This window comes from Salicibibacter kimchii (assembly GCF_003336365.1).
In the GTDB taxonomy this organism is placed as follows: domain Bacteria; phylum Bacillota; class Bacilli; order Bacillales; family Marinococcaceae; genus Salicibibacter; species Salicibibacter kimchii.
The window spans coordinates 2995563-3019449 of record NZ_CP031092.1 but is presented as its reverse complement, the minus strand read 5'-3'; the positions used below and the strand labels follow the sequence as shown (position 1 = coordinate 3019449).

Here is a 23887-nt window from a genome sequence, read left to right as displayed (position 1 = left end):
ATCCTATGAAAAGATTAAAAAAGAGAGATGATCCGCTCGAACGATCGGCGTTTCTCTTCGACATCGTGGATATTCGTCAGAATCAGCCATTCGTCATTGTGATAGCGCTCGGAAAAATAGAGTAATTGTTTTCGGACCGTGTCCGGCCCGCCGATAATCATCCGTTTGCGATTTTCTTCGATTTTTCGTTGATCCCGTTCCGTCTTTTTGGCTGCTTTCGCCTCTTCCATACTCGGCACCCGGCTGTCCAGTCCCTTTTCCGTACGCAACAGCCACACATCTTGGCTCGTTGCCAGTTCTTCTGCATGCGCGTCTGATTCCCCGCAAATAACGAAAACGGCGGTTAACGCATGGGGTGCGCTTAAGTTCCCGGGAGTGAATTGTTGCCGGTAAACCTCATGGGTTGCCTCTCCGCGCGAGGGTTCGATAAAATGCCCATAAACATACCCGACACCGAGTCGGGCAGCGATTTCTGCACTGTTTTCCCCTAGTCCCAGAGAGTAAATCGCAGGTGCTGCTTCCGTTCTGGGCGTTGCCCGTACTCCATTCGATTGCTCCCCGTGCACATACCTGACGAGGGCTTCTAATTTATCCGGATATTCGCTTAACTGGTTCTCCTTTCCATCTGCCAGCGCGGAACGCACCCTTTCCGCTCCTCCGGGGGACCGTCCCACGCCCGCTTCAATCCTTCCCGGAAAAAGTGCTTGTAATTGCAGTAGCTGGGCAGCCACTCTATAAGGGCTATATTGCGGAAGCAAAATGCCGCCGCTTCCCACATGCAATTGCGTCGTGCGGCTTGCCACAGCCGCCATCATGATCTCCGGAGCGCTCGATGCCATTCCTTTCGTCGCGTGATGTTCGGCAAACCAAAAACGCTCGTACCCTAATTGTTCTGCATGTTGGGCCAAGGCGACCGTTTCCGCGACAGTATCTTCAGCTGTCTTACCCTTCGGGGTAGGCATTTGTTCCAAAATTCCCAGTTTCATCGTGAATCCGGCTCCCATAGCGTCAACTGGCGTCTTCTCTTTTCGTTGCTTTTCATTCTAACATATTTGTATATCAATGTTTTCCCCGATGCTTGCGCGACAAGAGCAAAATCGGACAATTAACCGTATCATGGTGACCGAAAAAGCGATCGGTCCTCTTCTTCGGTCGCTATGACCGTTTTATGAAGACCGTAATGGCCTGAATCGAAAGAGTTCGATCGCCATAGCCGCTTCATGGTGACCGAAAAGGCTTGTATCGAAAAAATTCGGTCGCCATGACTGCCTCATGGCGACCGAACGAGCGATTGGCTTTCGTGTTAGGTCGCCATGACCGTTTCATGAAGACCGGGGAGCCTTGCTTCGCAGGAAGACATTCGGTCATTGACGGTGACCAATTATTTCAGCCTTTCTGCACTAGCAATGTGTCCGAAGTGAAGACCAACCTCGGACACTTTGGCAAAATAACGCAAGTAAATTATCCGAAATCACCCTCTCCTCTTTTCCACATCACGAATGACAAAGCGGCTTTCCGGAATCGTCGGCATGCGCACCATGCTGTAGCTTAGATCCTGCTCAGGCACGTCATACGTAATATGGTTGGTTAAAAACTCCAGGCTTGTTTGCATGAGCATCACCGTAATCCATTCGCCGGCACAACGGTGCCCCATGTAATGGTCCCCTCCACCTTGCGGAACAAATGCAAACGGGCTCCCTTTCCATTCTTTAAAACGTTCAGGTTTGAAGGCATCAGGCTCGTCCCATAAATCCGCTCGATGGTTCATACCGTGAACATCAAGCATGACAAGTGTTCCTTTTTTAAAGGGATACCCTTTCCAATGAAAATCTTCACGAGCGATCGCCCCTAGTAAAGGGGTAAATGGATAATATCTTCGAATTTCCTGAACAAACATCGTCGTGTACGTATCTTCTCCGGCGCGTAATTCAGGCAGTGTTTCCGGGTGATCGTGCACCGCAAGTGCACTAAAAACCACATATCGGCCAATCGCGACAATCGGGCGAAGCACATTGATGATTTCAACAGCGGCTGTATGGGTATCTAAACGTTTTCCATTGTGATCGCGATGAAAAGAAATAATATAAGCCGCTGTATTTTCAGGAGGATTCATTTTTTTTGCGCGAATTTGCTTGACGATCCCTTGTATCCATTTTTCAGCACTGTCGCGTGCCCGTTTTCCTTTTCTGTTTCGTTCCCCGACACCACCAAAGGCATCGATCATATCGCCAAATTCCCGCGCCCTTTGCTCCACCTCTTCTTCTTGTAAAGGGATGCCCGCCCACTCGCAGGCACTACGGCACAAGACGTCTTCCGCTTCATCGAATAAAACAACCCGGTCTTCCCTTTTCCACTCGGGGACCTTCTTTTCCCACTGCTGCATCGTTATTTTTTTGATCTCTTCCAACCGTTCCGGCGTCATTAAGGATAAAAACATAAGCTTCCGGTGTTTATGTTCTGCATCGTCCAGCCCTTGTACGCCATGCTCGCCAAATAATGATTTTTTAATGCGGCGCGGCGCCACCCCTTTTCGCTTGAAATACCTTTCATCATAAAAAAGCTGAGCTGCTTCTTCTCCGCTAATGAGAATTGCTTTTTGACCAAGAAGACGCGTCTGGATAATATCCGACTGCTGATTCCGACGCCTGTTTGAAATGTATTGGTATCCTTCATTCAATAATGTTAACGACTGGTCTAACCCTTTTTCTTTCGGGATCTGTCTTGTCGATTTCGTCATTGTTACGCCCCCTTACTATTATTTTTTCGCCGGACAGAAAAATCATGCGTTTTTCTCTTAGGCATTTAACCTAGATGTCCATCGTTTAAACATTTGCTTTCCCTCCCTATCGATATGGCGGGCGGAAATGAATCAGGCATATGAAAAAGAAGAGAAGTCAACCGGACTCCCCTTCTGTTTTTTATCTATTTTTACTACATACCCGCTTCATACTGAAGGCGTTTCGATAATTCCCGGAATTGATCTTCGTCAAATCCCGGCGCGAATTCTTCCGGAATATGCTCTAGATCCGGAATTTCTCCTCCTTCAGGCAAGCCATCGACGACTTCAAGTTCCCCTGGCGGACCAACGGGTGTCGGGCCATTCCAGATGCGGTCGAGCAATTTGTAATCATCGTCGCTAAATCGGTAAAGCTTGCGATGCTCCCCTTTTTCTTCATATTTTCTGGCATGTTTAAATTTAGAGTTGTCCAGATCAGGAACGGGGAGCATTTTCATCATGTTGACACCGGTAATTTCTTCGAGTGCCTTCGCGTAAGCCGTAGCATGAACTCCGCCTCGTACGAGTAAATACCCGGCTAATTCGCGAGCAGCTTCGTTGTCTGTCATTTGATAGACGCGCATCTTATGATTACGCGCGCCGATTTCCAAGTAAAAGTTATGCAGCAAGTCATTCACAAGATTGCCGCTGGAGAACACATTATCTCCGCTCCATGGCCTTCCGGCAGAATCGGCCGGTAGCGCGTTCTGGCCTCCAAGAACGAAATGATATTTATTGTCCTGGCTCAATGCTGGTTCAAGTGGTGTTTCATCGGGATTGGTACTTCCATTTCCGACATGGCCATCCAACATAACATTGATCGTATTGGATACCAATTCCACGTGGCCGATTTCCTCACCCGTTATATTTGCAATCAACTCATAAAATGGTCGTAACTTTTTCTTCGCTCTGAAGTTAAATGACTGAAACATGTAATTGTTTAACGTCGACATTTCACCGAATCTACCGCCCAATAACTCCTGTACAGCTCCTGCCGCATCCGGGTCCGGCTCCTCTGGTCTAGGAAGGTCAATTTGCAGCTTGTCCACTCGCTTAAACAAAGGAATACCTCCTGTGGATGTAGTGATGATGGGAAATGCCATCACTGTAAACCCATACCCGCGCCAATGGAAAAACAAACCTATGATTTCCATTTATTGGAGTCGACGAGTCGACTTTATATGATGCCTATCTCCCTATCATTACCACATCATAAACAAGCCTTACGGCCATAATGAGCACGGTAACTAGAAGAATCCATTTAATGAGTTTTGTTTTACTCCCCATAATAATTTGACTGCCAAGCCAGGCACCACATGCATTCCCTACGGCGAGCAATAATCCCAGCGCCCAATTCACTTCCCCGTTTATCCCAAACACAATCAACGAAACGAACACATACGTGCCGCCGACCAATATTTTGACGCTGTTCGCGTGAATAAAAGATAGCTGAAATACGAGCAAAGCTGTGACGACAATATAAAACCCTGCCCCTACCTGGATAAACCCGCCATAAAAGCCGATGGCTAAAAACGTAAACAATCCCAATAGTTTTCGCGACATGGATAAACGATGGTCAGCCCCCACTCTTTTTGTCGGGTCCCAAATGATAAAAATAATCGTGACGACCATCGTCACCGCCAGGATAAGTTGAAAAAGTTCATCGCCAATGGCAACAGCTGCAAATGCACCCAATACCGAGCCGATCACAGCCGGTAACATAACCATTGCACTTACCTTTGTTTCCAATTGACCTTTGTTTCGGAAAGCCAGAACCGCGATCATCGTCTGAACAACGATGGCAACACGATTGGTGCCATTTGCTTCTGCGGACGGCAAGCCAAGAAAAATCAACATCGGCAACGTAAGTAATGAACCCCCTGCGGAAACAGTATTAATGATGCCCGCGACGAGTCCGACCATCAGAATAACCGGATAGATCCATATATCTATATCCATCGTAACCCTCTTTTGCCCCAGATGTTTCCACTGTAGCATATTGTACGATTGAATGTAGCCCTCCTCTCATACAACTGCTGAATGAAAAACGAGCACAAGGGCTCTACTCCTCATGCTCGCTTTTTGAATGGCCGCCAATTTTTTTCATCTAATAACGTGTCTACTGCCGTAACAAAAAGTGGCAGTAGAACGAAGGAATAAAACAACAACCCCAACACGATGAGCGTGCTGATTTGCAGGAGCGTTAATACGTCTGAAGCCATCATGGACGCAACGTTCCCCCTAAAATCAGAGCGGCTGACAACACTGGTCCACCGATTTGCAGCGGCAACTCCCCGGGGTCATCTTCTAAAGCCTCAACCACGTCTTCGATGTCATCCGCTTGCGCTTGCGACAATCCTTCTTCTTCGTAATATGCAATAATCACTTCTTCCCCTGAAAAGCCGCCATCCGCTTCTATCAAATCTTCAAATTGCTGTGTCGGATAGGCTTCGGGAATTTCCACTCGCCCCTCTTCCCGTAGCAATTCTTCCATGTCAGGGGAAAACAAAAAAAGAACAGCTTCCAAAACTACCCAGACATCGGATAGATGATTAAACCTGTTTTTCCAGTCAGTCGCTGTAACACGTCGCTGTTCACCTCACACTCCTACCATCGTATAGGACTGCTCAATTTGCAGTAAAGAATAATAACAGCTATTGGTTTAACACATCCTCACGTGCGAGGTCCGGGAGCGCCCCTCGGCTGTTTGCCCGCGGACTTGCTTTCGTGATAAGTAAGGTAAGAAATTTAAGGGAAGGGGTATAGAGATGGAACTATAAAGGGTGACCTCAAAAGGACAAGTGACCATCCCAAAAGCTATCCGTGAACAGTTAAAGTTACAAGAAGGCGATAAGTTGGCTTTTATTGAAGAGAACGGTAAAATCTTACTAACTAAATCGAGCACAATCGCACTACGTCAATTTTTTGATTCCGTGAATAGAGAAGCAGAAAAACAGGGATAACGGAAGAAAACTTGTTAAATGATTTGGAGAGTGTTCGAGAGGAAATGTGGAATGAGCAAAGGAAATAATACATTCCGCGTTTTTGTAGATCTCAACGTTTTAATATCAGCCGTGCATTCTAGAAAGCGATATCCCCATTCTAGTATCTGCACTTATTGCTAAGCCGGACATGCTGATCACTGGTGATAAGCATTTTTAAACGAAAGAAATTCAGAAAAATTTAACTGTTTATACACCAACCGATTTTCTTCGCAATTTTACGTAGCTACAAGATTACCTTGATTCATAATGCTTGAACCCAATGCAAAGAACATTTTATAATGAATAAATACTGCCGTTCGAGGCTACATGGAGGCTTAGTCGTGGAACCCATTACCCCTACACGTGTACAAGAATTAATTGATACATTTGCCAGAAAAGATGTTTATTTACATTTGGAAACGACCAACGGTGCCTATGCATCTCATTTTGACCAATCTTTCTTTTCGGCGGGCGCCTATATACGTAACGCCCACATTAACTATAAACACGGAAAAATCACCGGCGGCGGCCCTTACCGTGTCGGTTTGGAGTTGGATATCGGCTGGGTGTATGGAGAAGGACTTACGCATTTCGAACTCAATGAAGATGACCAACTCATTCTCGTCGGATTAAATCACGAAGATAAAATTGCCGTTACACTGGAAATTTCCGAACAACCGTTTAGAAAATAAGGGAGTTGATCATGGTGAAAAAAGAACGCCACGTACTTGTCATTTTTCCTCATCCTGACGACGAGGCATTTGGCGTTTCCGGAACCATTTCCGCCCACATTGCGAACGGAACGCCGGTCACTTATGCTTGTCTGACGCTTGGAGAGATGGGAAGAAGCATTGGGAACCCTCCGATTGCCACACGCGAATCCCTTCCGGACGTACGAAAAAAAGAATTAGAAGAAGCAGCGGAAGCAATGGGACTCACCGATTTGCGAATGATGGGTTTCCGGGATAAAACCATCGAATTTCTTGCTCCCGGTGTGCTCAAAGGCATGGTGGAGGAACTAATCGCGGAGTTAAACCCTTCGCTCGTCATTTCTTTTTATCCCGAACATTCGGTCCATCCCGATCATAATGCCACGGCTGAAGCCGTCGCAGAAGTACTTGCCGATATGCCAAAAGAGACAAGGCCAACCTTTTATGCCCTTGCCATCACGCTTGATAATCCGGATGTTGTCTACTCGGTAAAAGATTACATGAAACAAAAGCTCGGGGCATTAAAAGCCCACCACTCCCAATTCGGAGTTACGTTTGCCGAACGGGAAAAATACTATCGGGACGGCGATCCCGAAATTGTGGAGAGACTGGAAAACGAACGATTCTTTGCGTATAAATTTGCAGACGAATCTTAAGCACCGGCCGTTTTTGGCGGTGCTTTTTTGACTTGCGATCTGTATTAATCGGGAACATCCGGGCGTTTTTCCCAAATCAAAATCCATGCAAATCGAGCTCTCCAACTAAAATCAGCGATTGAAGGGCAAGTAGCAATTGATAATTGTAAAAAGGATCTTTTAAATCCCGGTCAAGTAATTCTTCAATTTTCGCAAGGCGATAACGTAACCCACTGATAGACAGGGCAATATCGACAGATGTCTGCTCAAAATTGCCCCCATTTAAAAGAAAGCTATATAGTGTTTTAAGCAAATCAATTTTTTTACCGTCTACTTCATCTACAAGCGGCCCTAATATGTTACATGAAATTCTTTTTACCTCATTTTGATTATTTTGATTTAATAACGGACCGATAATCCCTATAGAATCAAACGACTCGATTCTATTACCCGACGCTGCCATTCTTAGTGCAATCAGTGATTCATTATAGCTCTCTTTAGCTTTCGTAATATTTTCAGATGTTTTACTGATCCCGCCATAAAATAATATGTTGGGGTAAGCATCAGAAAGAAAGCTCAAATATGCTTGGAAATTGTTCTTGGTCTCGTCTTCATTCATATCTTTTTGCGGTATTAAAAATATAATATTGTTTCCCCTGCTCCCGATGAGTACCTTTTCTTTTCTATTTTTAAAGTAACTAGCGGTTTGATTCAGCATCTCTTCGTGAAGGGAAAGGTCCTTTTTAGTATCTTCTTGACTTAGCTGATATTTTAGCGTTACAAGCTTATAAGGCTGTAGATCCAGTTGCATGAGTCGACCACGCCTTAAAATATCTTCCTCATTTTGATCAGCGCTTCTTAGAATTTCGTTTAAAAAATGGCCCTCTATTCTCCGATCATTATCAAATTTGGTCTTTTCCAGTAGTAAAAAGAAAGAGCTAACCATTGATATACGTTCCAATATCATTTGATCAGTTTTTGAGTCGATTGACTGATGACTCTGATATATAAACGAAGCGTAACCTCTTATCTCTTTGTATAAAAAAATAGGCGATATTAAACGCTTATGATCCGTTAATTCAATTTTTATTGTTTCGCATATATGGTGAGATGCCGTTTGTTTTTCGTTTAAATATGCTTTAAGTTCTTCATTTACTGCATTTATCTCCATTTGCTCTAGACCGGCATGTGCCAATACATTATGCTGATTATCTGTGATTATGCCCGGATTATTTGTGGTCTCATAAACAGTACTGGCAATCGCTTGCAAATGACTTCCCCGCAAGATCTCTTCCATTAATTTTTGATGAATGGTCATGATTGTCTCTAAATTATTTCTTTCCTGCAAAAGTTTTTCATTTGTGGTTTCCAATTCTTTTACAATTGGGGTTGCTTGATAAAATTTAAATTCTTCCTTATATTCTTCATTCCAGAGATCTAATGACTTTGCTATAAACTTGCATTTGTCTTGGCCCTCGGCCTGACAAGTTACTTCTTTAACCACTACTGTCTGGTTACAAAGTTTTGTAAGATAGCCACTTGCATACCCGGTCAATGTATAGCATGTCGAACTCGTTGAAATTCCGAACTGCAACTGGTCTACTGCTTCATATGAATCTTCCCACAACCCCTCCATATAAATAGAATAAACAGGGCTTTTTTCATTTTTTGTATTCACATCCAAGGCTATCGGTTTCACGTTCACATGGCCTTTCATTGTGTGTAGCATCGTTCCATGGTAAATGGCGTCCTCAATAGAATTAAACTCGTCTGTCGATATTCTTTCTGCATCTTCTTTACCCAATTCCCATCCGTAACGATTCAAGAACCCTTTAATTCTGTCCCTGCCAATGTTTCGTATTAAATCTCTTCGAAGTGTTCCAAATGCAGATGCAGAAACTAAAATCGAGCGATCTTCATTAACATAAATAGTTCCATTATCTTTTATATTCATATTCTCACTTAAATTTAATTCGTTTAACATCTCATTTCCACCTCCAATACACTTAATTTGAAAAGTTCCGGAAACATCATCCGACAGGATGCTTAATTATTATATTATCATGGTTGATGTATCTATAGAATTCCTATTGTTAATTTCTCATTAGGTTTTAATTTGTTAGAGGTTTCTTTTTAAATAATCTGGGACAATTTGAAATTATACTGAGACACACCTGCCCAACTTTGCTCGGTCGCGGACAGCGACAAGCCGTTAGTCATGTCTCCGATTATTTCCCCCTCGCTAAATCCTTTTGTGTCGCGAGAACCATCGCTTTCTTTGACCCTAATTTTTCCACTTCTTTTTTCGTTGCTTCTTGCAGTTTTCCTCCCCCAAAGATCACTCGGTTTGCAAGACTTTCATATTGGAAAGCTTCCATTCTATCCAAACCTTCCTTCAGGTACGACGCTTTGAATGCGCTTACATTCTATTGTATATCTGCTGATAACCCTAAACCAAGTTACAACTTCATCATTTTCACAAAATGCCATGTCTTTCTATAAAATAGGACATGGCATTTCTTCAGTTCTCGATATTTTTCTATTTCAAAGCAATACAAATATTTTTTGGTTCAGTAAAGAACTCTAGGCTGTGCTTCCCTCCTTCGCGGCCAACCCCGCTCTTTTTAAAGCCGCCAAACGGCGCACGCAGGTCACGAACAAACCAGCAATTCACCCAAATCGTTCCCGCACGTACATGATGGGAAACACGGTGCGCACGCTCCAGATTTTCCGTCCAAATGACGCCGTTTAAGCCATAATCAGTACTATTTGCGATCTCAAGTGCATCTTCTTCCGTATCAAATGGGATAATCGTAACAAAAGGGCCAAAAATTTCTTCATGAGAAATACGGGAACTAGTATCTTCTGTTAAATAAATGGTGGGTTCCAAATAATAGCCGTCTTTGATTTTCTCATCCAGTATCGGTCGTTTTCCTCCATATATTAATGTTGCCTTTTCCTCCTCGGCAATATCCAAATAACCCGTCACCTTACGGTAGTGCTCTTCACTGACAAGAGGGCCCATATTTGTATTGGGGTCTTGCGGGTCTCCTACATTTAATTCCGATGCTGCTTTTTTGAAACGATCTAAAAAGTCCTCTAAAATAGAGCGTTGCACAAGAATTCTAGACCCTGCCAGGCACACTTGACCTGAATTTAAAAAGGCTGCTCGGATAGATTCAGGGATGGCTTTATCCAGATTAGCATCTTCAAAAATAATATTTGCTGCTTTCCCTCCCAATTCAAAGGAAACTTTTTTCAGGGAATCTGCACCATTTTTCATAATGGCTTTTCCTGTTGCCGTTTCTCCGGTAAAAGAAATAAGGTCGACCTCTGGATGAGTCGTCATATACTCGCCTGCCGAATCCGGTCCAAATCCATGAATAATATTAACAACGCCATCAGGTATTCCTGCCTCTTTTGCAATTTCACCAAGTAGAGAGACGGTCAGCGGTGTTATTTCCGGTGGTTTAATGACTGCCGTATTTCCTGATGCAAGACAAGGGCCCAATTTCCAAGTGGTCAACATAAATGGCAAATTCCATGGTGTAATGATAGAAGCTACACCAACAGGTTCATAGCGCGTATAGTTTAGATAATTCTCCTCCATTGGATAGACCTCTCCGCCCTGTTTCTCGACAAAATCAGCAAAAAACTTCAAATTATTCGCTGCCCGCGGAATTTCTGCCTCCAATGCAACCGGGTAGGGTTTACCAACGTCCGTCGCTTCCAAACGAGCTAACTCATCTTTGCGTTCCAGGATAATCTCAGCCATTCGACGTATTTTATCACATCGTTCAGCTACCGACATTGTCCGCCAAGGTCCTTCCTCGAACGCTCGCCTTGCGGCTCGACAAGCTTGATCTACGTCCTCATATGCGGCTTCATGGATATGGGCAATGTCTTGTTGGCTTGCCGGATTTTTTACATTAAAAACGGAATTACTGCTTGATGCCATATATTTCCCATCGATATACAACTTCACTTCTTTGAGGTCCGTGTCCACTGTTTTCACGAATATCACCTTTCGTTCTTTGTTTGGTTTCGTTTTTTCACTGACTCCCCTGCTATGCCCCAATGTTCCGGAGCCATTTCGTTGATCATCACGCGAACATTTTCAGTCGGAGCTTCCAAAACATCCGATGCCAAATCAGTGACTTCCCGAATCATCCTTTCTTTTTGCTCGGACGAACGTCCTTCAAGGACATTGATTTGAATGAATGGCATATGATCTCTCTCCTCTCTTATTCTTTAAAAGCTGCTTCTAATGTTCCTATTCCATCAAAACTAACGGAAAAATGGTCTCCCGCAGCAATCGAGAAAGCTTTAGAAAGCGCACCGCTTAAGACAACTTCCCCGGGTTTTATACGCTGACCCCGCTTTTGAAGTTTGTTAGCCAACCATGCGACGGCCCTTGCAGGATGCCCCATAACTGATGCGCCTGCACTTGTTTCAATGATCTCTCCATTCTTTTTAAAGACCATTCCCATTAAACGCAAATCAACATCATTTACTTGATAAAGCCTTTCTCCCAATATATAACGAGAAGACGATGAATTATCCGCGACAACATCCGGAAGGGTAAAATCAAAATTTCGATAACGGCTATCAATGATTTCCATCGCTGGTGTGATATACGCAGTAGCATCCAATACATCTGTAACTGAAATAACACCTCCACTTATTTCTTTATTAAAAATAAAGGCTATTTCAGGTTCTACTTTTGCATGGATCAACGATTGTGTAGAGATTGGTTCGCCCTCGAACAGCTGCATACTGTCTAGAAGTACACCGTATGATGGTTCATGTACCCCCATCATTTCTTGCTTCGATTTACTCGTTAGACCAAGCTTCCATCCTGATATTTTTGCTTGTTCTTCCTTACACTTTATTTCTATTAATTTATCTTGAATGTCGTAACCTAGCTCCACATTAAGCTCGGGAAATTGTTCGGTGAACTTATCCACTTCATATACATGTCTTTCTGCTTCATATAATTTATCCGCGATTTGATCTTCTATATCAGCTTTAAGCATTCGCTTTCACCTTTTCTCTATGATACTGTCCTTTGTTTCTTCTTCTCGGAAATTTCTCTGGCAACTTCATATATAAGATCTTCTTGCCCTCCTACGGCTTGTAACCTTCCTAACTCTGTTAAAATATCACGCTCATCCACGCCGAACTTTTCAGCTGCTTCCTGAGCAAATAACATAAAGCTGGAATAAACGCCTGAATAGCCCATGATTAAACTGGAGCCGTTAATTTCTTGAGGCCTTGGCATGAATTTAGCAACAACGTCATCTGCAACATCCATAATTGGATAGAGTTCAATACCCGTTTTATAGTTATAACGTTCAAAAACAGCTGCCATCACTTCCGTTTGCGTGTTGCCACTACCTGCTCCAAGGCAGCGTAAACTGCCATCCAAATAAGTCGCGCCTGCTTCTGCTGCCGCTAATGTATTGGCCATTGCTAAAGATAAGTTGTTATGGCCATGAAAGCCAATGCCACAATTTAACTGATCCTTTAATGCTTTTATTCTCTCGGTGACTTGATCGGGTAATAGCGCGCCTGCAGAATCAGTGACATAAACGGTATCGGCACCATAGCTTTCAAATAGTTTCGCCTGTTCGACTAATTTATCAACCGAAGCCATATGGGCCATCATTAAAAATCCAACGGTTTTTAGACCAAGTTCTTTGCCAAGTTCAATATGCTGTTTTGCAACATCCGCCTCAGTTATATGGGTAGCCACACGGACCATCTTAGCACCGGCTTTTGCTGCATCCTCCAAATCGTCCTTAATACCAATTCCTGGAACAAGCAGTACAGAAACCTCTGCCTGACTACATTCCTCTGCTGCTGCTTCAATTAATTTTAATTCATTTACTTTTGAAAAACCGTATTGCAATGAAGATCCACCAAGTCCATCCCCATGAGTGACTTCAAAATATTTAATCCCCGATTGATCTAACCCTTTAGCCACTTGCCTCACTTGTTCCTCAGTAAATGCATGCCGCATGGAATGGCTGCCATCTCTTAACGTGACATCTACCATGTGTATATCGCGTGTCATTTCTTCACTCCTCCCTACTTCGTAACTACAAGATTTTTCTTTGCTATCTCATTGCCCACTCTTGCTGCAGCAGCCGTCATGATATCCAAGTTTCCCGAATAAGAAGGGAAGAAATCGCCTGCACCTTCCACCTCAACAAAGACGGACACTTCTTTACCATTAAATAATGGCTCTCCACGCATACGGTAGCCCGGTACATATTCTTGAACTTTTTGAACCATCTGTTTTAAAGACTTTTTAATTTCTTCTTCTTTCCCTTCCTCTTTGACTAATGCATGAATCGTATCTCTCATAATCATCGGAGGCTCAGCCGGATTTAATATGATAATCGCTTTGCCTTTTTTCGCTCCGCCAATTTTTTCGATGCCTTGAGCAGTGGTTCTTGTAAATTCATCAATATTTTCTCTTGTTCCGGGACCAGCGCTTTTACTCGCGACGGTCGCAACAATTTCTGCATAATCGACGGAACATGCTTGGTTGATCGCGTGCACAATAGGAATCGTAGCCTGGCCTCCACACGTGATCATATTCAAATTCGAAGAGCTTAAATGTTCATCCAAATTGGCAGGAGGGACGACGAAAGGTCCGATGGCTGCCGGCGTTAAATCAATCAGAATTTTCCCGTATGATTCAAGTACTTCGTGGTGATAGGCATGGGCTTTTGCCGTTGTCGCATCAAAGAAAATATCTGCAAGGTCCATATGATCCAACATTCCATATATGCCATTATTAATAACGGCATAACCACGGTCTTTCGCACGCTTTAACCCTTCAGAATCAGGATCAACACCAATCATGGCACTCATTTCGAGTGCTTCGGTTCGTTCTATTTTATACATTAAGTCTGTCCCAATATTTCCGGAACCGATAATTCCAACTTTATACGTGCTCATTTCACATTTCCCTCCCTATAAAATGAAGAGGATACGGATCCAATGTGGGCAAAATCTGCAGTAAAGGTATCGCCATCTTCAATTGGTATGGCTGCCGTTAATGCGCCTGATAAAACAATATCCCCATTTTGCAGAGAAATTTCATATTTCCCTAGAGCGTTCGCTAACCATGCAACAGCTTTTACTGGATTGCCCATAACAGCAGCGCCAGTCGCAGAGTCTAAATACTTGCCGTTCCGATACACCACCATGCCAAGATGGGTTAAATCAACATCGTCGATTGCAGTTGGATTCCCACCTATAATCGCCCGTGCTGATGAACCATTATCAGCAACGGTATCTTCAAAGCGAATGTTCCAATCTTTGATTCTGCTGTCAATAACCTCAAAAGCCGGTGCTACATAATTGGTTGATTCGATCACGTCCAGAACAGTAACCCCTGGCCCCTGCAAGTCGTTCTTTAACACAAACGCGATTTCAAATTCGAGCTTCGGCTCTGAAAATGGGTCCAACGAAAGGTCTTCCCCATCCAGATGGATCATGTTGTCGAGAAGATGGCCATAATCAGGTTCACTCACTTGAACCATATCCTGCATGGCTTTGCTCGTTAATCCGATTTTCTTACCGACAACTGCTGCCCCTTTTGATACTTTTTCTTGTATTTGTTTGAGTTGGATATTGTATGCTTCATCAACTGTGATCTCCGGGAATGTATCCGTCAGCGGTTCAATGGATTGTTTATTTTTTTCAGCTTTTAACAAACGATCTGCTTCCACTTGAATGTCCAAGCTATTTTCCCTCCCTCATGCGGCAAGCACTATTTATGGATGTAAATGTAAATTCGGCATGAGTGCTTAACGTCATGCCGAGTTCACTTTTCATAAGAACGTCATTAATTTACTGGTTCTCTGGATGGTTTGTGAGGGGTGCCGTATAGAAAGTATTCTTGCGGAATGCTGTCACCATACCATACAATAGCTTCATCTAGTTCATCTTCGTACCATGTTACTGGCTTCCAATCCGGATCAAGAATCAAATATCCTGCGTCACCGAATAATTCGACTCGATTCCCGCCCGGCTCAAAAACATACATGAAATATGCCTGACTTACGCCATGTTTACCTGGCCCGGCTTCAATCTTAATGTCATTTTCAACCAGTAAATCGGCTACATCCATTAGATGTTGGGGATACCCATACCAGTAAGCAACATGATGGAAACGACCTTTTGCGCCGCTTTGATCTTTCATTAGCGCTATTTCGTGCACGAGTGGACTAACACTCATCCAAGCACCCATTTCCAACCCATCGTTCATGATAATATTTTCACGAAGTTTAAAGTCTAATTCGTCAGCCATAAAATGTTTGTTTTGGGTCACGTCATCGCACATAATATTGATATGGTCCAATCGTCGAGCAGGCACACCAATATTCGGCTTTTTTTGCGGGCGGCTTTTTAACTTGGTCTTCAATTCTTCCGGTGTCTGGAAATAATCAACATCCCATAACATCTCCATGTGATGACCGTCCGGTGTTAAAAATTGATATGCTTGCCCATGGCCAATGTCTCCTTCAATCCACCCTTTGCCATAACCACTTTTCTCAAGCGAGTCTACTTTTTTATAAAGCGCGTCTTTGGAGCTGGATCTCCAGGCCGCATGACCCATACCGGCTTCTTTTGCTTCTGTAATCTTTAACGTGTGGTGATAAAAATCTTCAAAAGCTCTAAGATAAACGGACTGCCCTTCCCTTTCTGTCACTTGCAACCCTAAAAAGTCGGTGAAAAATTTAAGCGTCTCTTCCGGTTTCGGCGAATAAAGCTCTACGTGTGCTAATTGTGCAACATCAAAATTTGACATATTATGACCCCTCCATATTTGTTAAAAAATAACTTAAACACTTTGAGCTAATTCCAAAACGAATTCTGTCGATACTTGTTTTAACCATTTAATACTTATCTTTGTCGAATGTTTAATGGAACGTGGACTATCTCTAGATAAAATGATTTTCATTCTTTCTTGATCGACGATCACCCTTTGCTGCCATTCTTCTCTCCCGGTTGAAACCGAGACATCATACAGGCCTGAACAAGGGATTAAATAATGATCCTTGACGTCAACGACCGTGTCAAAATGATCGAACAATATTTCTCCTTCTACTTCATAATGCTGATCTAAATAATCGTGAACCTTTTCAATATTTCCGGAACAAATCATTTCACGAAGTAAGGTTGAACTGACTTTTTCTCCATTTCGTTCCACTCTCTCTACTTTTATTGCTTCAAGCTTTTGATCAGCATCTTCTCTCATTCGCTCCATATTCCCTTGGCCACGACGTCCATACGTGAAATCAAAACCTGCCACCACATATTCAGCCCCGAGAACAAGCAAATAATCCTGCACGAATTGTTTTGGCGTAAGCGATGCGAATTCATAATTAAATTCAACGATATAGAGCTTATCAACGCCCAATTTTTCAAGCGCTATTTGCTTCTCGGCTATCGGATTGATATATTGGAATTGTTCGTTACTATTTTTTAAAATTTCTTTTGGGTGCGGAAAAAAGGTGATACATGCCAAAGGTAGTCCCTTTTTATCCGCCATTTTTTTTGCCTCGTTAATGACTTTTTGATGCCCGACATGCATACCATCGAAAAATCCTGCTGTGAAGACGCTGGGTTTTGTCTCTGTAGAGCATGGATCCGGTTGTTTGTTATTCAGATGGATGATCTCCAAACCAAGTTCCCTCCAATCATGTTGATGATTAACTCCTTACCATCTCCTCAATAGGAGATAATGAACGGTATTTTCCTTTGAAGAAAATCAGTGGTTCATTTTCCTCCAAATGAACATCATTGACTCTTCCTATAAACAGGGTGTGATCGCCTTCCACATGCGATCCGGTCACTTCACATGATACTTGTGCTAAACATCCTTCAATCACCGGCACGCCACTTAATCTCTCAAAAGGAATATCTTTATCCAGCTTGTTTTGACCGGCAAAATTCATGGATAAATCCTGTTGCTTTGCTGATAGAATATTGACGGCATATTTTCCACTTTCCTTAATTTTTTCCATCATTTGTGCTTTTTCATCAACAGATATGACGACTAACTCAGGATCCATAGAAAGTGACATAAACGCATTCGCTGTCATACCACTTACTTCCCCGTCCACTTCGGTTGTAATGACGGTTACTCCCGTCGAAAAGTTTCCCATTGCAAATCTGAATTCACGTCCATCCATTGTTAATCCTCCTTTTACACCGTTGATTTTTCAAAATTATTTATCCACGTACTATTTGTCCATCCGTGTAGATCATAATCGCTCATGGCCGAATCTACGAACGACTTGTAACTATCCGCTGCTCCTGTACCCTCGGCATGTTTTAATGTTTCCAAACGAATATTTTCTTGGTTTCCACCATAGTTTATTTCATACAATTCATGACGAGCACCGAATTCTGAACCGATAGCATCCCATACCATTTTGAGTAATTTGACGCGATCTTCAGCACTTGTTCCTGTTCCACGATAATATTGATCAAGATACGGTCGAATTTCCGGGTTTAAAAAGTCATTGGCGCTTGATGGAAGTTGAATTAACCCTCCTGCAATCACTTGCTCAAAAATATTTTTTATTTTTACCCAAGTCATCGGAGCCAGTACTCGGTAAGCATTAGCATAGAAACCGTTAGGTACGACTGCACCATTTCTACCTTTTTCCGGATCCGTTGCCATTGCCGTGGATAATCCCCAAAACATATTTCTTAGAGAAAGCACTTCGCCAATATTTGCCTGCACACCCCTAAACTGTTTTGTGCCAGCGGCTTCGGTCGCTTTCAAAAATAGTCCTGACATGAAATCAAGTTTTACTGCTAAACGGGTACAGCTTTGGAACGTAAAGCGGTGAAAAAATCCGCTCTCCATTAAAAATCCATTTGAAACGCTTACATTTTCATAAGCCAAAACATCTTCCCATGGAATAAATACATTATCTAAAACAATTACGGCATCATTTTCATCAAAACGACTGGATAACGGATAATCAAACGGCGTGCCATTTTTGGTTGCTATTTCTTCATAGGATTGACGGCTAATGATTTTGACACCGGGCGCATTCATGGCAACAAAGAAAATAAGCGCGTGGCTTTGATCGCCACCTCCTAAATCAGTAGGGCCATAGTTGGCTACAAAATTATAATTTGTAAGGGCTGCGGATGTGCCTACCATTTTGGCACCGCTTACAATAATGCCATCATCTTTTTCATCCACGGCGCGAACAAATACATCTTTATTTTCATGAAGAGATTTAGAGCGGTCCACCTGCGGATTAATGATCGTATGATTAATAAATGGGACATCTTTAGTTGCTTTTTTGTACCATGCTTTTGCATTACCTTCAAATCCTTCATAAAAATCCGCGTAAGCATTCAAATGACCTGTAAATGCTGCTTTGTAATCCGGTGTTCTGCCCATAAAACCATAATTTAACTTTGACCACTCGGCGATGGCATCCCTTGCTTGAATGAGATCCTCAGAACTTTTGGGTGTTTTGAAAAATACATGTGTTTTAACACCATCTTCCGTTTCAGCAGTCAGTTTCTTGCTCAGTTCCTCATCATGAAGGGCATCATACATTCTTGCATATGAACGGGCTGAATTTCGATAAGCCGGATGTTCGGTTACATCCTCAATCTGCTTCCCATTCAAGTAAACCACGCGTCCATCTCTTAAACTTTCTAAATATTGTTTTCCGTCTAGCATGAATCTTCCTCCTTCTCGTATGTGATGTTAAGTGTTTCTTACGGTTTATAATACAAAATTCATTCTATTTAGATAATGACATGTATATTCTAATTATTGGCTTTTTTCCGTATGATTATGTTGGTATTTAAAATCTTCTTATAACTACCACCCTGTGATCACGCTTTCATAAGGCGATTAGCCCATTCCACGTCATCGGCGGTGGAATGCATCCTTCTGTTCGACCCTGGCATCACCCCCTACCAGGGGGGGGATGAAACAACCACCTCTGATGAAAGTTTCACTTTATTGCCTGCTTTCCGTATTAATGAGAAGCACTCGGGCATGTTCATCCAGGCCAATATGTTCTTTTAAAGCTGCCAACGATTCATTTTTCATGATTTCGTCCAACAACCCCGCCGAAACCGCACCGGCTTCTCCGGCCATGATCTGCGAGTCATTTTCCATCGATCGGGCAAGGAGGCCCATCCCTTTGTCGGCAACGGAATCAGGACAAGTCACGAATGCATCGACGACGTTTTTCAATATATCCCAGGCGAGCGGGTTTACTTCACCGCAAGCGAGCCCTTTCATATTGGTGGAAAGATCCCCGCTCGTCTGGCGAGGGTGCCCGTCATCGGCTAACGCAGACTGGTATAAACAATCCGCCCTCGCAGGCTCCACAATGACAATTTTTATGTCATCCCCGAAGAGTTGCTTGCAGCAGCCTGCAATCGCGCCCGCAAAAGAGCCGACCCCTGCCTGTAAAATCAAATGTGTCGGTTTTTGTTTGTCCCGGATTTGTTCCAACACTTCGGCAACAATCGTTAAATACCCTTGCATGATCCAATTCGGGAATGTTGTATAACCTTCCCAAGCTGTATCTTGAGCGACGATCCATCCTTTTTTCGCTGCTCGGTCTTTGACATATTGCACCGAGCGGTCATAATTGACATCAGTAATCTCGGCTTCGGCACCTAGCTCTTGCACCACTTCCAAACGCTTACGGGAAGCGCCTTTCGGCAGATAGACGTTGGCGTGTTGATTGAAAAGCTTTGCTGCCCACGCTAAGCCTCTTCCATGATTCCCGTCTGTCGCCGTCGCGAATGTCCGGGATGGCCGTTGGTCCACAAGCTTTTGCACACTAGCATAATCAAAAATGCCGAATGCCTCTTTTTCAGCAAAATAAGCAGCCAACGCGTAGGTCGAGCCCAACACTTTGAAAGATCCTTGCTCAAACCTTACCCCTTCATCCTTTACGGCAAGACCGGCGATCCCGAGCTTGTCCGCCAGTGCTTTCGGCTCATATAGAGGGGTTGTCGCATACCCTGGGATACTTTTATGAAAAGTAGCCGCGCGGTTCATTGTCTCCTTGTTCATTGTTTCATTGCATATCGGATGATGCTGCTTCTGCTTATTCTTTGCCCATGAAATATTTCCCACTTTTCCGCCCTCCTTCATATCTACTGACGAGCTTATAGCATTTTACCGAAAAAGAAAACCGCTTCACGGTTCGATGCCTTAGGGGATGCATTTATGAAACATCACGCACAAGGCGACATGCAAAAATCCCCTCGATCGAGGGGATTATCTATATATGACATCGGAGCTATCCAAAGAAAGCTTCAGCTTTTTCCAGCTGTCCTTCTTGCTCGGCCGGCAGATCATTTTCATCAACGATTGCACTGACTGGGCAAGCAGCAACGCATGCTCCACAATCGATACACGCATCCGGATCAATATAATATTGATCAGTGCCTTCTTCAATACAATCGACCGGGCAAATACTTACACATTCGCCGGATTTTTCATCTTTACATGTATCCATGATGACATAAGCCATAGTAATCCTCCCAATCTACCTTTAAAGACTACTTATATTTCGCTCTATCTAAATTTAGAAAGTCTAAAGCATTAAGGCCGTGAATTTTTTCTTTTTCGTCGGCACTCAATGTCGTCAATTTATCGACCACTTTTCCGGATGGAACTTCACGTAATAAAAACGGGTAATCTGAACCGGCAATGATTTGGTCAACGCCAAAGCGGTCGATCATAAATTGTAGATTATTCTCATCGTAAACGAGTGAATCATAATAAAGAGATTTCACGTAATGACTCGGTGGTTTTTCCGTCTTTCTTATATGCGGCCAAACATTCCAGCCTTGATCCATTCGTGGAAGTAAATATGGCAGGGAACCTCCGCCGTGCGCGAAGCAAATTTTCAAATCGGGATATTTATCCAACATTCCACTCATAATAATGCTTCCTGCTGCCAAGGCTGTTTCTGAAGGCATGCCAACCATATACATGAAGTTGTGCCGCGGGAACCGTTCTCCTCCTAATGTTGCCCACGGATGGACAAACAGCGGCACTCCTTTATCATTTGCAGCCTGAAAGAACGGTTCAAGTGACTCGTCATCAAGGTTTTTCCCGTTAACGTTACTTCCTATCTCAAGCCCTTTTAACCCTAATTCCGTAACGGCTCTTTCCATTTCTTTTATTGCTAGATCAACATCTTGCAAAGGAACCGTGCCTAAACCAACAAATCTGTTTGGCTCTTCATTTACAACCGAAGCAATAAAATCATTTTGAGACTTTGCCATTTCCAGCCCTTGTTCAGCATCTGACCAATAAGTGAATGTCACCGGTATCGGGGACAACACTTGAATATCTATGCCTTCTTTGTCCATATCTTTCAATCGTTCGTTAGCATCCCAGGCATGGTTTGTTATCTCTCTGAATTTATTGCCTTTGATTATGATGTTGGCACCGCAACTACACGTTTTCTCCAGGACAGGCCAACGGTCATCCCCGTATTTCTCAGCTAAATTCAGGAAATCCTCTGATATAATATGCGTATGAAAATCCACTCGCAAAGTTCGTTCCACAACTAACGCTCCTCGTATTCATAGTATGAAAGATTTACTGTTTACTCTCCCATTTGCACTCCATACGTAAAATACGTTTCAGGTGGTTTGCTTCCCCACATTTCCAGACCTAATTCAACGACATCAGAGGTCCATTCAATCGCTTGCCAATCCGGTGAAAAGATCAAGAGTCCGCCTGTCCAAATTTCTACGCGGTGACCGGATGGCTCAAAAACATAAATGAACTGCGCACCACTTGTTCCGTGCTTTCCAGGTCCCCATTCAATTTTTATGCCCTCTTCCGCCATTATGTTCGCCGCTCGAATAAGTTCATCGCCGGAATCAAGATAATAAGCTAAATGATGGAAGGCAGCTCCATTTTGGTTGGAATTTCTCATAAATGCAATTTCATGGGCAATGTTCGTTCTGCTTAACCATGAACCAAGGCGAACATCTTCCCCGTTCTTAATGTAATACCGGTGATGGATACCTAGAAAATCGGTCCACCATTGCTGTTCTCTTTGTACGTCATTCACCATGACATTGACGTGATCGAAACGACGGGGGGACACGCCTTTGGAGCGAAACTTGCTTGGGTGGCTCGGTAATTCTGATTTTAAATTCGGATCATCTGTAGCAAATAATTCTTTCTCCCAATATAATTCAATCGGTACACCGGAAGGAGATTTAAAATGAATGCTATCGCCTATAGCTTTCCTTTTTCCTCCTTCGACCCAGCTGAAATCAATGGTCATTTCCTGTAACACTCTTTCAAATAGATAAAGAGATTCTTTCGAACTTACGCGCCACCCGACACGATTGACTTCCGATGTATCAGAGGCATTTAATACCAACGTGTGGTGGTCAAAATCTTGCCATGCTCTTAAATAAGCTCGATCCTCTTCAATTTCCGACAATACAAGCCCCATCACTTCTGTAAAAAACCATAATGATTTCTTAAAATTATTCACGCTTATTTCTACATGGCCAATATGGGCAACGGTTCTTAAATACGATTCCAATCTTTCTTGTGCTGTATCCTTACTAATGATTTCTTCAACAGCCTTTGACATAATGGTAACCTCCAAGCTACATTATTCATTCATTCGCTTTTTATCAGTCACAGTAGGGAAAGCCCCCCTAGCCTGTGACTGTTTTTTTCTTCTTTTTCTTATTCTCTCTCTCCATAATTGTCGTGCTGTGGGCCGTGGTGAGGGATTGCTCCGGATCTATAAATACTTTGGCGTTACTAACAGCAATCGGAGCATCTCCGAAGCCGGTGGCCATTAATTGTACTTTGCCTTCGTAGGTAGAAATATCACCGACAGCATAAATCCCCGGAATATTTGTCTCCCCTTTTTGATTGACACAAATGCAATTTTTCTCTATATTCAAGCCCCAATCATTAATCGGGCCTAAGTTCGAAGTAAACCCGTAATTAACGATAAAATCATCCGCTTCCAATTCCATTTCCAAATCGCCTTTTAATTGCTGTAACTTGATGGATTCAACATTGCTTTCTCCCATAATTTCAGTAGGCTTAAATGGCGTTAACACATGGACGGTCGATTCTTGCAACTTCTTCACACTGTAATCGTGTGCTCTAAATTGTTCTCTTCGATGAACAATCGTGACACTGGAAGCAGTTTCTTCAAGCATTAGCGCCCAGTCGACAGCAGAATCTCCGCCACCAAAAACAACGACATCCCGATCTTTGAAAGACTTGAGGTCTTTAATGCTGTAATGAAGGTTTTTATCTTTAAAAAGATGCTCCTTTTCCAATTTCATCGGTCTTGGTTTAAATGCACCATTGCCGGCAGTGATGATAATCGTACGGGAGTAATGTGTTTGCCGGTTTGTTCTTATGACGAAAACACCATTCTCTTTCGTGACCTCGACCACTTCTTCATTCAAACAAACCTCATTATCAAAATGCTGCATTTGTTCTTTTAGCCCGTCAACCAAATCACTGCCTTTAATCTTGGGAAGTCCGGCAACGTCATACACATATTTGTCTGGGTACAATGCACCAAGTTGGCCACCTAATTCCGGCAAACTTTCAATAACCTTAACGCTGGCTTGCCGCATTCCTGCATAAAAAGCAGTAAACATGCCCACCGGACCTCCACCAACGATCGTCATATCATAGATTTCTTCCTCATTGATCATCGTTCCACCACCTTTCTAGGATATCGATCACAA

The 23887-nt window shown here is 43.1% G+C and carries 26 protein-coding genes; 3 read left to right on the top strand and 23 right to left on the bottom strand.

What is annotated here, in order from left to right:
• Positions 1-14 precede the first annotated feature (14 nt).
• The 6 genes from DT065_RS15270 to DT065_RS15250 form a co-directional block, all read right to left on the bottom strand.
• A complete protein-coding gene (locus tag DT065_RS15270) occupies positions 15-986 on the bottom strand; it encodes an LLM class flavin-dependent oxidoreductase (RefSeq protein ID WP_114374846.1) in 972 nt (323 codons plus the stop codon).
• A gap of 485 nt (positions 987-1471) precedes the next feature.
• Positions 1472-2737: a CYP152 family fatty-acid peroxygenase CypC gene (cypC, locus tag DT065_RS15265; RefSeq protein ID WP_114374844.1), complete on the bottom strand. Its 1266-nt coding sequence runs from the start codon at positions 2735-2737 to the stop codon at positions 1472-1474.
• A gap of 194 nt (positions 2738-2931) precedes the next feature.
• Entirely contained in the window at positions 2932-3837 is a 906-nt protein-coding gene (locus DT065_RS15260) for a manganese catalase family protein (RefSeq protein ID WP_114374842.1), read from the bottom strand.
• 127 nt (positions 3838-3964) lie between these two features.
• Positions 3965-4735, bottom strand: coding sequence for a sulfite exporter TauE/SafE family protein (locus DT065_RS15255; protein WP_160112588.1), 771 nt, complete (start codon positions 4733-4735; stop codon positions 3965-3967).
• 110 nt (positions 4736-4845) lie between these two features.
• On the bottom strand, positions 4846-5001 hold the full coding sequence (locus DT065_RS19005) for a hypothetical protein (RefSeq protein ID WP_160112587.1): 156 nt from the start codon (positions 4999-5001) through the stop codon (positions 4846-4848).
• A complete protein-coding gene (locus tag DT065_RS15250) occupies positions 4998-5303 on the bottom strand; it encodes a hypothetical protein (protein WP_160112586.1) in 306 nt (101 codons plus the stop codon). Before DT065_RS15250 ends, DT065_RS19005 begins: the two co-directional genes overlap by 4 nt.
• 256 nt (positions 5304-5559) lie before the next feature.
• On the opposite strand from DT065_RS15250, the gene DT065_RS15245 reads away from it, so the two are divergent.
• From DT065_RS15245 to bshB2, 3 genes are all read left to right on the top strand, one after another.
• Positions 5560-5739: an AbrB/MazE/SpoVT family DNA-binding domain-containing protein gene (locus tag DT065_RS15245; protein WP_227002633.1), complete on the top strand. Its 180-nt coding sequence runs from the start codon at positions 5560-5562 to the stop codon at positions 5737-5739.
• A 362-nt stretch (positions 5740-6101) separates the two neighbouring features.
• Positions 6102-6452: a YojF family protein gene (locus tag DT065_RS15240; protein ID WP_114374836.1), complete on the top strand. Its 351-nt coding sequence runs from the start codon at positions 6102-6104 to the stop codon at positions 6450-6452.
• Positions 6453-6463: 11 nt separating this feature from the next.
• Complete coding sequence (gene bshB2, locus DT065_RS15235; protein ID WP_114374834.1) at positions 6464-7126, top strand: bacillithiol biosynthesis deacetylase BshB2; 663 nt, start codon at positions 6464-6466, stop codon at positions 7124-7126.
• 76 nt (positions 7127-7202) lie between these two features.
• Here bshB2 and DT065_RS15230 read toward each other — a convergent pair whose 3' ends face one another.
• From DT065_RS15230 to DT065_RS15155, 17 genes are all read right to left on the bottom strand, one after another.
• Complete coding sequence (locus DT065_RS15230) at positions 7203-9089, bottom strand: XylR N-terminal domain-containing protein (protein WP_114374832.1); 1887 nt, start codon at positions 9087-9089, stop codon at positions 7203-7205.
• A gap of 244 nt (positions 9090-9333) precedes the next feature.
• A complete protein-coding gene (locus DT065_RS19000) occupies positions 9334-9483 on the bottom strand; it encodes a hypothetical protein (RefSeq protein WP_160112585.1) in 150 nt (49 codons plus the stop codon).
• 161 nt (positions 9484-9644) lie between these two features.
• The gene (locus tag DT065_RS15225; RefSeq protein ID WP_114374830.1) at positions 9645-11120 is read right to left on the bottom strand and encodes an aldehyde dehydrogenase; all 1476 of its coding nucleotides are present in this window, start codon (positions 11118-11120) and stop codon (positions 9645-9647) included.
• 5 nt (positions 11121-11125) lie between these two features.
• Entirely contained in the window at positions 11126-11332 is a 207-nt protein-coding gene (gene thmT / locus DT065_RS15220) for a 2-hydroxymuconate tautomerase (RefSeq protein ID WP_114374828.1), read from the bottom strand.
• Between the two features lie 17 nt (positions 11333-11349).
• Positions 11350-12141, bottom strand: coding sequence for a 2-keto-4-pentenoate hydratase (locus DT065_RS15215; RefSeq protein ID WP_114374826.1), 792 nt, complete (start codon positions 12139-12141; stop codon positions 11350-11352).
• A gap of 17 nt (positions 12142-12158) precedes the next feature.
• A complete protein-coding gene (dmpG, locus tag DT065_RS15210; protein ID WP_114374824.1) occupies positions 12159-13181 on the bottom strand; it encodes a 4-hydroxy-2-oxovalerate aldolase in 1023 nt (340 codons plus the stop codon).
• Positions 13182-13195: 14 nt separating this feature from the next.
• Entirely contained in the window at positions 13196-14074 is an 879-nt protein-coding gene (locus DT065_RS15205; RefSeq protein WP_114374822.1) for an acetaldehyde dehydrogenase (acetylating), read from the bottom strand.
• Positions 14071-14862, bottom strand: a complete 792-nt coding sequence (locus DT065_RS15200) for a 2-keto-4-pentenoate hydratase (protein WP_114374821.1) — start codon at positions 14860-14862, stop codon at positions 14071-14073. Before DT065_RS15200 ends, DT065_RS15205 begins: the two co-directional genes overlap by 4 nt.
• Positions 14863-14966: 104 nt before the next feature.
• Complete coding sequence (locus DT065_RS15195; protein WP_114374819.1) at positions 14967-15932, bottom strand: catechol 2,3-dioxygenase; 966 nt, start codon at positions 15930-15932, stop codon at positions 14967-14969.
• Between the two features lie 33 nt (positions 15933-15965).
• Positions 15966-16808: an FAD synthetase family protein gene (locus DT065_RS15190; protein WP_114374817.1), complete on the bottom strand. Its 843-nt coding sequence runs from the start codon at positions 16806-16808 to the stop codon at positions 15966-15968.
• Between the two features lie 28 nt (positions 16809-16836).
• Positions 16837-17319 carry a flavin reductase family protein gene (locus DT065_RS15185; protein ID WP_114374815.1) on the bottom strand — a complete coding sequence of 161 codons (483 nt, stop codon included), beginning with the start codon at positions 17317-17319 and terminating at the stop codon, positions 16837-16839.
• 14 nt (positions 17320-17333) lie between these two features.
• Positions 17334-18839 carry a 4-hydroxyphenylacetate 3-hydroxylase family protein gene (locus tag DT065_RS15180; protein WP_114374813.1) on the bottom strand — a complete coding sequence of 502 codons (1506 nt, stop codon included), beginning with the start codon at positions 18837-18839 and terminating at the stop codon, positions 17334-17336.
• 285 nt (positions 18840-19124) lie between these two features.
• Entirely contained in the window at positions 19125-20261 is a 1137-nt protein-coding gene (gene ygeX / locus DT065_RS15175) for a diaminopropionate ammonia-lyase (RefSeq protein ID WP_160112584.1), read from the bottom strand.
• Between the two features lie 166 nt (positions 20262-20427).
• Complete coding sequence (locus tag DT065_RS15170) at positions 20428-20661, bottom strand: ferredoxin family protein (protein WP_114374809.1); 234 nt, start codon at positions 20659-20661, stop codon at positions 20428-20430.
• Between the two features lie 28 nt (positions 20662-20689).
• Positions 20690-21706 carry an amidohydrolase family protein gene (locus DT065_RS15165; RefSeq protein ID WP_227002632.1) on the bottom strand — a complete coding sequence of 339 codons (1017 nt, stop codon included), beginning with the start codon at positions 21704-21706 and terminating at the stop codon, positions 20690-20692.
• 41 nt (positions 21707-21747) lie between these two features.
• Positions 21748-22758, bottom strand: coding sequence for a VOC family protein (locus DT065_RS15160; RefSeq protein WP_114374807.1), 1011 nt, complete (start codon positions 22756-22758; stop codon positions 21748-21750).
• A gap of 67 nt (positions 22759-22825) precedes the next feature.
• The gene (locus DT065_RS15155; protein ID WP_114374805.1) at positions 22826-23854 is read right to left on the bottom strand and encodes an NAD(P)/FAD-dependent oxidoreductase; all 1029 of its coding nucleotides are present in this window, start codon (positions 23852-23854) and stop codon (positions 22826-22828) included.
• Positions 23855-23887: the final 33 nt, after the last annotated feature.

Coding starts and splice junctions, on each gene's coding strand:
- DT065_RS15270 (WP_114374846.1), bottom strand. CDS start 986: ATGAAACTGGGAATTTTGGAACAAATGCCTACCCCGAAGGGTAAGACA.
- cypC (WP_114374844.1), bottom strand. CDS start 2,737: ATGACGAAATCGACAAGACAGATCCCGAAAGAAAAAGGGTTAGACCAG.
- DT065_RS15255 (WP_160112588.1), bottom strand. CDS start 4,735: ATGGATATAGATATATGGATCTATCCGGTTATTCTGATGGTCGGACTC.
- DT065_RS19005 (WP_160112587.1), bottom strand. CDS start 5,001: ATGATGGCTTCAGACGTATTAACGCTCCTGCAAATCAGCACGCTCATC.
- bshB2 (WP_114374834.1), top strand. CDS start 6,464: ATGGTGAAAAAAGAACGCCACGTACTTGTCATTTTTCCTCATCCTGAC.
- DT065_RS15230 (WP_114374832.1), bottom strand. CDS start 9,089: ATGTTAAACGAATTAAATTTAAGTGAGAATATGAATATAAAAGATAAT.
- DT065_RS19000 (WP_160112585.1), bottom strand. CDS start 9,483: ATGGAAGCTTTCCAATATGAAAGTCTTGCAAACCGAGTGATCTTTGGG.
- thmT (WP_114374828.1), bottom strand. CDS start 11,332: ATGCCATTCATTCAAATCAATGTCCTTGAAGGACGTTCGTCCGAGCAA.
- DT065_RS15215 (WP_114374826.1), bottom strand. CDS start 12,141: ATGCTTAAAGCTGATATAGAAGATCAAATCGCGGATAAATTATATGAA.
- dmpG (WP_114374824.1), bottom strand. CDS start 13,181: ATGACACGCGATATACACATGGTAGATGTCACGTTAAGAGATGGCAGC.
- DT065_RS15205 (WP_114374822.1), bottom strand. CDS start 14,074: ATGAGCACGTATAAAGTTGGAATTATCGGTTCCGGAAATATTGGGACA.
- DT065_RS15195 (WP_114374819.1), bottom strand. CDS start 15,932: ATGTCAAATTTTGATGTTGCACAATTAGCACACGTAGAGCTTTATTCG.
- DT065_RS15185 (WP_114374815.1), bottom strand. CDS start 17,319: ATGGATGGACGTGAATTCAGATTTGCAATGGGAAACTTTTCGACGGGA.
- DT065_RS15180 (WP_114374813.1), bottom strand. CDS start 18,839: ATGCTAGACGGAAAACAATATTTAGAAAGTTTAAGAGATGGACGCGTG.
- DT065_RS15170 (WP_114374809.1), bottom strand. CDS start 20,661: ATGGCTTATGTCATCATGGATACATGTAAAGATGAAAAATCCGGCGAA.
- DT065_RS15160 (WP_114374807.1), bottom strand. CDS start 22,758: ATGTCAAAGGCTGTTGAAGAAATCATTAGTAAGGATACAGCACAAGAA.
- DT065_RS15155 (WP_114374805.1), bottom strand. CDS start 23,854: ATGATCAATGAGGAAGAAATCTATGATATGACGATCGTTGGTGGAGGT.